Annotated in this window: 11 protein-coding genes and 1 rRNA gene; 2 read left to right on the top strand and 10 right to left on the bottom strand. The window is 41.6% G+C overall.

Annotated features, from left to right (window positions below; all coding sequences use genetic code 11):
* Together CE058_RS03490 and CE058_RS03485 are read right to left on the bottom strand one after the other, a co-directional pair.
* Positions 1-96: ribosomal RNA gene (locus tag CE058_RS03490) — 16S ribosomal RNA — on the bottom strand; the annotation flags it as partial.
* Positions 97-369: 273 nt separating this feature from the next.
* A complete protein-coding gene (locus CE058_RS03485; protein WP_048010461.1) occupies positions 370-1,245 on the bottom strand; it encodes a nucleotidyltransferase-like protein in 876 nt (291 codons plus the stop codon).
* A gap of 150 nt (positions 1,246-1,395) precedes the next feature.
* On the opposite strand from CE058_RS03485, the gene CE058_RS03480 reads away from it, so the two are divergent.
* The gene (locus CE058_RS03480) at positions 1,396-1,752 is read left to right on the top strand and encodes a YgzB family protein (RefSeq protein WP_048010460.1); all 357 of its coding nucleotides are present in this window, start codon (positions 1,396-1,398) and stop codon (positions 1,750-1,752) included.
* 114 nt (positions 1,753-1,866) lie between these two features.
* Here CE058_RS03480 and perR read toward each other — a convergent pair whose 3' ends face one another.
* From perR to CE058_RS03440, 8 genes are all read right to left on the bottom strand, one after another.
* Complete coding sequence (gene perR / locus CE058_RS03475) at positions 1,867-2,304, bottom strand: peroxide-responsive transcriptional repressor PerR (protein ID WP_162272000.1); 438 nt, start codon at positions 2,302-2,304, stop codon at positions 1,867-1,869.
* Between the two features lie 108 nt (positions 2,305-2,412).
* Entirely contained in the window at positions 2,413-2,970 is a 558-nt protein-coding gene (locus tag CE058_RS03470) for a cob(I)yrinic acid a,c-diamide adenosyltransferase (protein WP_048010459.1), read from the bottom strand.
* A 1-nt stretch (position 2,971) separates the two neighbouring features.
* On the bottom strand, positions 2,972-3,922 hold the full coding sequence (locus CE058_RS03465) for a D-2-hydroxyacid dehydrogenase (RefSeq protein WP_048010458.1): 951 nt from the start codon (positions 3,920-3,922) through the stop codon (positions 2,972-2,974).
* A gap of 193 nt (positions 3,923-4,115) precedes the next feature.
* Entirely contained in the window at positions 4,116-4,592 is a 477-nt protein-coding gene (gene bcp, locus CE058_RS03460; protein WP_048010457.1) for a thioredoxin-dependent thiol peroxidase, read from the bottom strand.
* A gap of 72 nt (positions 4,593-4,664) precedes the next feature.
* Complete coding sequence (locus CE058_RS03455; RefSeq protein ID WP_035333128.1) at positions 4,665-5,078, bottom strand: potassium channel family protein; 414 nt, start codon at positions 5,076-5,078, stop codon at positions 4,665-4,667.
* Positions 5,079-5,379: 301 nt separating this feature from the next.
* Positions 5,380-6,165 (bottom strand): ABC transporter permease, encoded by a 786-nt coding sequence (locus CE058_RS03450; protein ID WP_048010456.1) that lies wholly within the window; start codon positions 6,163-6,165, stop codon positions 5,380-5,382.
* Between the two features lie 3 nt (positions 6,166-6,168).
* The gene (locus CE058_RS03445; protein ID WP_048010455.1) at positions 6,169-6,960 is read right to left on the bottom strand and encodes an ABC transporter permease; all 792 of its coding nucleotides are present in this window, start codon (positions 6,958-6,960) and stop codon (positions 6,169-6,171) included.
* Between the two features lie 33 nt (positions 6,961-6,993).
* Positions 6,994-8,001, bottom strand: coding sequence for an ABC transporter ATP-binding protein (locus tag CE058_RS03440; protein ID WP_048010454.1), 1,008 nt, complete (start codon positions 7,999-8,001; stop codon positions 6,994-6,996).
* Positions 8,002-8,194: 193 nt separating this feature from the next.
* On the opposite strand from CE058_RS03440, the gene CE058_RS03435 reads away from it, so the two are divergent.
* Complete coding sequence (locus tag CE058_RS03435) at positions 8,195-9,490, top strand: glutamate-1-semialdehyde 2,1-aminomutase (RefSeq protein ID WP_048010453.1); 1,296 nt, start codon at positions 8,195-8,197, stop codon at positions 9,488-9,490.
* Positions 9,491-9,812: the final 322 nt, after the last annotated feature.

Here is a 9,812-nt window from a genome sequence, read left to right as displayed (position 1 = left end):
GACTTCAGGGAGCAAGCTCCCATCCGTCCGCTCGACTTGCATGTATTAGGCACGCCGCCAGCGTTCGTCCTGAGCCAGGATCAAACTCTCCATATAAGAGTTGATTAAGCTCGTTTGTCTTTTCGAAAAAGACTAATGATTTAAACGTTGACGTTTTGTTCGTTCAGTTTTCAAAGATCAATTTCGCTTGTTATATTTTACCTAATCGCTCAGAAGCGACTTTATTAATATAACATGTGTTGATTTTATCTGTCAACACTTTTTTTATAAGTTATCCGTCGTCTGTGAAAGTGTTTTTCGTTCATATCGCAGCGACGGATATAAATATAACAAGGATTTAAATAAAGGTCAATAGCTTTTAAAGTTTTTTTACGATAATTTTTTTTTGAGTTTGTAATACCTGTGATAAATTCCTTGACCTTTTGTTTCTATATTCACTACATCTATGAAATGCTTATCAATCAAATACTCCAGAAGCATGCTTAAGTCAACCGCATACAGATGAAGTTCATCATGGTTCATAATATCATGGATGGACCATTCTTCTTTCTCAGCAAGCACATCGGCAAGATGACTTATTCCTTGCTTGGTTCTTGAATGGATTAAAAATTCACTTGCAAGGAACAGCAGCTCCAGCCTTTTTTCAAGCGGCTCCTGGCTATTCACCAATTCTTCATACAGCTTCATGATTTCAGGCTCAATTTGCTTTACCTGATTCCATACAGTTACTTCCGGATGGAATCCATTTTCGATAACAGCAAGCCTGGCCAGATGATGAAGGGAATGGACAATATGGTTATAGGCATCAAAATAATGCCGATTTTCAAAGAAGGCTTTGCCATCCATATATCGTCTGATCAGCTTGGCAAACTCAAGCCCCATTTTTAATTTTCGTCCATAGAATGGAAACTCTCTTAATTCCACCTTCAGGTTATGAATATATTCATTTCGATCAAATAAAACTTTTCCACTATAGAGCCAATCAAAGATTTTCCGGTTCGACCCGAGCAGGATCCATTCGCGAAGCTGCTTATCGGTCACGATATGCAGAGCCGCTTTTTTATCTTTATATGTGTAATGTTTAACAAACACAGGTTCATCTGCTTCCTCAACAAGGATCAGCAGTACAGCATCAAATGTATCAGTAGCAGGAATAGCCTTTTCCATTTTTTCGGTCATAATCACGCCTAGAGTGTTTGTCTGGCTTGCCCGTTCCTGGTATATAGGACGGAGAATATCTTCCATCATAATTCCTCCATTTTATTGATAGCGTATATCTTCGACAATTATAAATGAAATCCTTCTTAAAGGTGAGACATTTTTCGACACCATTCTATATTAATATTTATTTCAGTAAAAGGAGTATGGTATAGTTAGTTTTTAGGAGGGAGCAGTATGGCTAAGTACTCAAATAAAATCAATAAGATTCGTACATTTGCCCTTAGTTTAATTTTCATCGGATTTATTGTTATGTATCTCGGAATATTCTTCAGGAATTCCGCTCTTCTCATGACAATATTTATGCTTCTCGGAATGCTCTGCATTCTTGCCAGCACCGGTGTTTATTTTTGGATCGGCATGCTTTCAACAAAAACCGTGCAGGTGGTTTGCCCGAATTGCGGAAAACACACAAAGATGCTTGGCCGCGTTGATATGTGCATGTACTGCAATGAACCTTTGACGCTTGATCCAAATCTCGAGGGCGCTGAATTTGATGAAAAATACAACAAAAAAAATACGAAGCAGAGCTGATTTATCTCTTGCTTCCATATTCAAGTTCTAAAATGACCGGCTCTCTAACAGCCGGTTTTTTATTGGATAAAAATAAAAAGCTGACAGCACAGCGCCGGCAGCTTTAAAAATTTATTAGTGAGCTTCTTTACTTGCACAATCCGGACATGTTCCGTAAATCTCCATTCTATGATGGCTGATTTTAAAACCTGTAACATGCGAAGCAAGGTGCTCTACTTCATCCAGGCCAGGATAGTGGAAGTCTACGATCTTGCCGCAGCTTTCACAAATGACATGATAATGATGAGTGGTAACAAAATCGAAGCGGCTAGATGCGTCACCATATGTCAGTTCCTTTACCAGGCCAACCTCACGGAATACTCGTAAATTATTGTAAACTGTTGCCACACTCATATTTGGAAATTTTCCCTCTAATGCTTTGTATATATCGTCAGCAGTCGGGTGTGACATGGAGTTTATTAAATATTCAAGTATCGCATGACGCTGCGGAGTGATACGTACTCCAGTGTCTTTTAAAGTATCCAGCGCCTCTTTTAATTCCATATGCGCCACCGCCATGCACCTCTTTTCCAACAAATATTCTTACTTTATAATCTTTATAAATAGTGTACTAATTTTTTACCACATTTGTCAATATTACAAACACCTTAATAGAGGGAATCAGCTCTTTTCATCATGCAGCGGCTGCTCACCAGTGCCCAAATGGTGATTCACAAATCGCGCAGCAACAAACAGCAGATCAGACAGCCGGTTCAGATAGGTTAAAACGAGCGGATTCACTTCATCACTGAGTGACACCGCACATCTTTCCGCTCTTCTCACAACGGTTCTCGCTACATGGAATGCCGCTCCTGAAGGATGGCCGCCAGGCAAAATAAAGTTATTAAGCACAGTTAGATCAGCTTCCCACTCATCAATTTGCGTTTCCATGAAGGTGATATCCTCTTCCTTTATCGTCCATTTAACTTCTTTTCCTGCGGGCGTTGCCAGCTCTGCTCCTGCATGGAACAAGTCAGTCTGCACTTTATGGAAAACCTGCTCCGCTTTTTCTTTACCGCTGAAATACTCGCTTCTTAAATGGCTTAAAGCCAATCCAATCATGGAATTCGCCTCATCACATGAACCGTATGCCTCTACGCGAATGTCATTCTTACTGACTCTTTGCCCATATATTAGTGATGTTGTCCCCTTATCTCCCGTTTTGGTATAAATCCTCATTTCAATACCCTCTTTCAAAATCGATGACATTCATATAATCTTTGTTATTTTTTATATATGTATGAAGGTTATGCCTAAAAATTTCAAAAGATCTTGGTAAATAGTTTTTTGTTCGGCTTGACAGGTGAGGTGTGACCGTTACATTTTCCATACTCCAGAAAGAATGGCCTTCAGGCAGGGGCTCGTTTTCAAAAACATCCAGGTACGCATGTGAAATCTGGTGTTTTTCGAGTGCAGACAGAAGCACCTTTTCCTCGACAAGATCACCTCTTCCTATATTCATAAACACTGCAGAATTCTTCGTAGCAGCGAAATGCTTTTCTTTTAACAGATATTTAGTTTCTGGTGTGCTTGGAAGGACAGAAACGATAAAATCAGCTTCAGGAAGGATCCCGGTTAGCCTGCTGAGTGGAAAAATACGATCTGTCCACATATTTTCCCTTCCGCTCCTATTCACTCCAGCCACTTTCATGCCGAAGCATTTGGCAAGTCTAGCAATCTCTCCCCCTATTGCCCCTACACCGATAATTAATAAGGTTTTTCCATGCAGCTCTTCCATCGGCAGATTACGATTCCAGTCTTCTGCCTTTTCATTTTCAGCCAGCAATGCTCTTTGTTTAACATGCCCTAACATAGTTCCAAGTGCAAATTCAGCCATAGGGATTTTATGGATTCCTCTTGCATTTGTAATTAAGATGCCTTTCTCCTTACAGGCTTTCAAAGGCATTTCATCCATTCCCGCTGACATCACCATAATCCACATTAATTTTGTTGCTTTATGAATATGTTCTTCTGTCAGATCTTCTCCATAGGTAATAAATACTTCAGCATTATAAAAGGATTCCCCTGCAGCTTCTATTCCGTCGAAAAACAGGAAATCTCCCTCAGGGAAATCCCGAATTACTTCCTCGCGCAGCTCTTCGGGAGGCAAAATGGAAGACACAATTTTCATAAACTCCACTCCAACGTAGTTTTATTCATCATACCACTCATCACTGAAGGGTAAAAATATTTAAAAAAAAACGAACCTGTTCAGGTCCGTTTCGAAAAAGTATCTGAGGAGGTATGCCCTAATAAAATGATATGCAAAACTTGTTCTTCGGAATGGACAAAAGCCTTGTTCCGATAAAAAATAGGCTACCCATTTAAGCCTGAGTCAAATTCTCCTTAATATACTCCAGTGCTTCCTCGACATGATCCTTAACCTTTACCTTGCGCCATTCTTTCACGAGCTTGCCTTCCTGGTCAATTATAAAGGTTGAACGCTCAATCCCCATATATTCTTTCCCGAAGTTCTTTTTCAACTTCCACACACCGTACACCTCTGCCGCTTTATGGTCTTCATCTGCAAGCAGCAGGAAAGGCAATCCATGCTTTTCAATAAACTTCTCATGTCTGCTGAGCGGATCAGGACTTACTCCTAAAACGACTGCGTTCACATCTGCAAAATTCTGATGCTGGTCCCTGAAATCACATGCCTGCGTTGTGCAGCCAGGTGTCATATCTTTCGGGTAAAAATACAGAACAACATTTTTCCCGCGGTAATCTGATAATTTCACTCTTTCACCATTGCTTGCCTCAAGCTTAAAATCTGGAGCCGTTTTACCGATTTCAATCGCCATCTTCATTCCTCCTGTTGAATAGTTTCTTACTCTAAGCCTATCCAACTTTTCCGGCAAAAACAACCGATATCATTATAAAGCACGGTCACCTGCATCAAATACTACCCTGGCTACGAATGCGGCCGGGATCACATACCCGATTAACGCTTCCAATACGGCAATAAGCCTGCCTATTCCAACAGGACTGACATCTCCATACCCAACAGAAAAAAGGGTTACCGCACTAAAATAAAAACCCGTCTCCAGCCTCTCGAGGAAACCGGTTTCCATATACTCAGTGCCGTCCATCAAAACCACCAGCCCATGTAAATCAAGCCAAATATATATCAGCCCAAACCCAATCAGAATCGTTGCATATAAACTTATGAGATAAAGGAAATTCTCAGCAGACACCCATCTTCCCTTAATCTTGGCGGATGAAAAAAGAGTCTGCAGACTCATGATCATGCACAGCACGATTAAAATCAGCGATAAATAAAAAGCCATACTGCACCTCATTTCGAAATGCCTTCCAATTCATTTATACGCTTATGGCCTTTCCCATATGACAGCCTGTCTCGGAAACTATTTCTGCTTTGGGACGGGTTCGCCCAATTAAGAAAAGCTCAAGCGCCTTGCTCACCCCCGACAAGCACAAGACGAGCCTTCCGGAAAGGCGTTCTTTGCCTTTTTTGGAAGGATTGGCTTGTGACCTCGAGGGGGTAGGCGCTGGAGCTAGACAGTTATCGACGTTCAAAAATTAAATACTTTCTTATCACTTTAAAAAAACCGGGATTTTATCCCAGTTCTAATTGCCCGCTCCCCGATATCGCTTAACACCTGAATTCCAGGTCAGGATCGAGATGCCGAAAAATACGATTCCGATTACAGGTGTTAAAAAGGAGTATAAAAACCATTCTTCTTTCCCCAGAAAGTAGGAAGCCGGATATACACCGACAAAGGCAAACGGAAGAACCCAGGTGAGGACAAAGCGTATAACACTATTGTAAATATCAACCGGATACCTTCCATAATTCCCGATGTTATACATCATCGGCATGATAGAGGTTCTGGCATCTGCCCAAAAGCTGATACAGGCAATCAGTACAAAGATGCCTCCATACACAAGCATTCCGCCTATCACAAATAAGAAAAACAAGAACGGGTCAGTCCAGGTAATCCCTAAACCAAGGCTGTTTCCAGCGTAGATCATAACAGCAATGCCTGTTACGGCCCCAAACAAGGATTCAAGCTCCATCCGTTCCAATACGATTTGAAACAAACTATGGATCGGCCTGGTTAAAATCCTGTCGAGTTCACCTTTTACTATATATCGCTCATTAAAATCCCAAATATTAAAGAACGATGAAAACAGCGCATATGGCACAAGGAAAAAACCGTAAATAAAGATGATTTCATCCCTCGTCCAGCCGCCAAGAAAATTAGTATGGCCAAAGACGACTAGGATAAAAATTAAATTGACTGCCTGAAATAGAAGATCTGAAAAGATCTCAACAAATAAATCTGCGCGGTACTGCATTCTTGTTTTCATATATTGGGCGACATATTGAAAGAAAATGGCTATATAAAACATGCGTCACCCTCCTTGAATAATGAGCTGTTTTTTCGCTATGATCCACAGAACCTGAATGGGTATGATCAGAATAAGAACCCAGATCCCCTGCATAATAATCGCCTGGATGGCTTCATTATTCGAAAAACTATTTGTAAAAATCATGCTCGGCACATAGCTGATACCCTGAAAGGGCAGAAATTTCAGTACATCCTGTGCCCATAAGGGAAAAAAGCTGATAGGAATCAGAAGGCCGGAAAAGAGATCAATCACAACTCTTTTTGCCCGGATAAGCCCTGTGTTATTAAATAAGAAGAAAGTGGTAATGCCTGTCAGCAAATTAATTTGCGTATTAATAAAAAAACTTAATACTATCGATACCGCAAAGAAAATCCAGGTCGTCCAATCCGCAGAAAATTGGAGCGGAAAAATGAACGAGACGATAACCATGCCCGGAACGGAGAAAAAGAAGAGACGGAATATTCCTTCCCCCAGTCCCTGCATCGTTTTCATACCCAGATAATTATATGGGCGGATCAGCTCCACCGCTACTTTTCCTTCTTTAATTTCAGCAGCCATTTCCCGGTCTATATTATTAAAGTAAAACGCTCTGGCCATCCAGGCTACAGCCACATATGTCGACATCTGGACCACAGACATGCCCTCAATCGCATCTTTTTCTCCATAAATGGCACTCCACAAGAAATAGTAAGCGCCAATATTAATGCTGTAAATCAGAATACCTGTATAATAATTTGTTCTGTAGGCAAGCATCATCAAAAAACGGATCCGAATCATTTCGATATACTTATCCACAGGAACACCCCCGGGTAAAAGTAAATTCTTTCATTAAGACATCCCCCGGTCATAAATATTTCTTATGATTTCCTCTGTTGAAGTTTCTTTAATATTGATGTCTTTCACTTTCAAATCCGCAACCACCTTGGCAATCAGCAGGGAAATCAGTTCATCATTATCCTCTGTAAAGGCTGTAAAGATCGCTTCTTTCTCATCCTTTTCCCATTTCACTTCCGATGAAGCCGTTATTCGCTTTAAGTCGTTCAGGGTCACGTCTTCAAGGAACTGGAATTCTATTTCCTTCCCTTCTCCCCATTTTTCCTTCAGGCTTTTTAAGGCTCCATCATAAATGATGCTCCCCTCATCCAGCATCACTACGCGTTCGCACAGCGCCTCGATATCCGACAGATCATGAGTAGTCAGCAGAATGGTTGTATTATATTTTTCATTGATTTCTTTTAAAAACTCTCTGATCTTCAATTTAACAAGCACATCAAGCCCAATAGTCGGCTCATCCAGGAACAAGAGCGGCGGATTGTGGATGAGTGCTGCTGCCAGTTCACACCTCATTCTTTGCCCGAGCGAAAGCTTCCGGACCGGCTTATCGAGCAGAGGTTCAATATCCAGGGTTTTGATCACATGTGCCATATGGCTGTCGTATTGCTCATCGGAAACTTTGTACACCTTCTTTAGCAGCCTGAAGGATTCCTGAACAGCAATATCCCACCAAAGCTGGGATCTTTGGCCGAAGACAACTCCAATCGTGCTGACGAATTTTTCACGGTCTTTATGAGGGTTCATTCCATTCACGATCACTTCACCGCTTGTCGGGGTCAGGATCCCTGTCAGCATTTTTATGGTCGTTGACTTCCCGGCTCCATTTTCACCTATATAGCCAACCATCTCGCCCTGCTTTACATTAAAGCTGATATTGTTTACCGCTGGCACAATCTTATAATTCCTTGTAAGCAAATCACGGAAAGCACCCTTTAATCCGGAGCGGCTGGAATAAGCTTTAAACTCCTTTTTTAAGTTCCGGACTGTTATTGCATCATTCATCTTTACTCCTCCTGCCAATTAATGCCCTAATGAAATAGTTTAGACAAACAGCGCCTTCTTCACAACTAGATTGCTTCAAATCCTATTTTTAAAATACAGAATAATCCGCCTTCCCTTAGGATTGGACGAGGCCCCTTCCAAACATGTTAAAATAATGACGGACATATAAATGGATTTTATCAGGAGGATTAACATGCAATTTACTAATTCTGAACGGCTGCATAAACAAGCTTTAGAACATATTGTCGGCGGGGTAAACAGTCCTTCCCGCTCCTATAAAGCAGTTGGCGGCGGCTCGCCGGTCGCAATGGAACGGGCACAGGGTGCTTATTTCTGGGATGTAGACGGTAATCAATATATTGATTACTTGGCTGCATACGGTCCCATCATTACCGGGCATGCCCATCCGCATATTACAGAAGCCATAAAAACAGCTGCTGAGCGCGGAGTATTATATGGAACTCCGACACCACATGAAGTGAAATTCGCCGAGATGCTTAAGGAAGCAATGCCTAATTTGGACAAAGTCCGTTTTGTGAATTCAGGTACTGAAGCCGTTATGACAACGATCCGTGTGGCGAGGGCCTATACGGGAAGGGACAAAATCATTAAGTTTGCCGGCTGCTATCACGGCCATTCCGATCTTGTCCTGGTTGCTGCAGGCTCAGGGCCTTCAACACTTGGAACGCCTGACTCTGCCGGAGTTCCAAAGAGCATTGCCCAGGAAGTGATCACGGTTCCTTTCAATGAAATCGAACCATATAAAGAAGCGCTGGAAAAATGGGGTGACCAGATCGCTGCTGTGCTGGTGGAACCGATTGTCGGCAACTTCGGAATTGTTGAACCAAAACCGGGGTTCCTGGAACAGGTTAACAAATTAACACATGCAGCCGGTGCGCTTGTCATTTATGATGAAGTCATCACAGCTTTCCGTTTTATGTATGGCGGCGCTCAGGATCTGCTTGGTGTAAAACCGGACTTGACAGCCATGGGGAAAATCATTGGCGGCGGCCTTCCAATCGGTGCTTATGGCGGAAAGAAAGAGATTATGGAAACAGTAGCTCCTTTAGGTCCAGCCTATCAAGCTGGTACTATGGCTGGAAATCCGGCGTCGATTCTATCAGGAATTGCCTGTCTCGAAGTTTTAAAACAGCCTGGTGTCTATGAATATCTGGACAGACTGGGAGAACTGCTTGAAAAAGGGATAAGCGAGGCAGCTGAAGAACATAACATCCCCATTACCATTAATCGATTAAAAGGTGCCCTGACAATCTACTTTACGGAAGAAAAAGTGGTGAATTACGAGCAGGCGGAAAATACAGATGGAGAAATGTTTGCAAAGTTCTTCAAGCTGATGCTCAATCAAGGTATAAACCTGGCTCCTTCGAAATATGAAGCCTGGTTTATGACAATCGCGCATACAGAGGATGATATTCAAGCCACCATTCATGCGGTGCAAAACGCATTTCAGCAATTAAAAGACGAATAAATATTCACTATTTTATACACCAACGGGAGCAGAAATGCTTCCGTTTTCTTTATTCCCAACAATGAAAACGTTTACAATAGTGGAGTTTTTTTATACAAATGCCTATTTCCCCCTCCAAACCATATCCAACTTTTTGTATAAATAATTGATTTCTGAAAATTCATATGATATGATGGGAGAAATCTTTTGTGTAAGAGCGGATTACGCTGACATAAAGAACATTATGTCCTGCAGCATATCCCGAATTATCCAACTATTCATTCAATAAATGCTCCATGCATTTACCTTTCAAATCAATGATAACTTTGCAATACCCTCATTT

Origin of the sequence: Bacillus sp. 22-7, assembly GCF_010628845.1 — a bacterium.
In the GTDB taxonomy this organism is placed as follows: Bacteria; Bacillota; Bacilli; order Bacillales; family Cytobacillaceae; genus Cytobacillus; species Cytobacillus firmus_B.
Note: the sequence above shows the minus strand (reverse complement) of the source record. Positions and strands in the feature narration are given on the sequence as shown.

What these genes read in the sequence shown, in the direction of transcription:
- CE058_RS03440 (WP_048010454.1), bottom strand. Translation starts at nt 8,001, where the DNA reads ATGAATGATGCAATAACAGTCCGGAACTTAAAAAAGGAGTTTAAAGCT.
- CE058_RS03480 (WP_048010460.1), top strand. Translation starts at nt 1,396, where the DNA reads ATGGCTAAGTACTCAAATAAAATCAATAAGATTCGTACATTTGCCCTT.
- CE058_RS03465 (WP_048010458.1), bottom strand. Translation starts at nt 3,922, where the DNA reads ATGAAAATTGTGTCTTCCATTTTGCCTCCCGAAGAGCTGCGCGAGGAA.
- CE058_RS03435 (WP_048010453.1), top strand. Translation starts at nt 8,195, where the DNA reads ATGCAATTTACTAATTCTGAACGGCTGCATAAACAAGCTTTAGAACAT.
- CE058_RS03455 (WP_035333128.1), bottom strand. Translation starts at nt 5,078, where the DNA reads ATGGCTTTTTATTTATCGCTGATTTTAATCGTGCTGTGCATGATCATG.
- CE058_RS03470 (WP_048010459.1), bottom strand. Translation starts at nt 2,970, where the DNA reads ATGAGGATTTATACCAAAACGGGAGATAAGGGGACAACATCACTAATA.
- CE058_RS03450 (WP_048010456.1), bottom strand. Translation starts at nt 6,165, where the DNA reads ATGTTTTATATAGCCATTTTCTTTCAATATGTCGCCCAATATATGAAA.
- bcp (WP_048010457.1), bottom strand. Translation starts at nt 4,592, where the DNA reads ATGGCGATTGAAATCGGTAAAACGGCTCCAGATTTTAAGCTTGAGGCA.
- CE058_RS03485 (WP_048010461.1), bottom strand. Translation starts at nt 1,245, where the DNA reads ATGGAAGATATTCTCCGTCCTATATACCAGGAACGGGCAAGCCAGACA.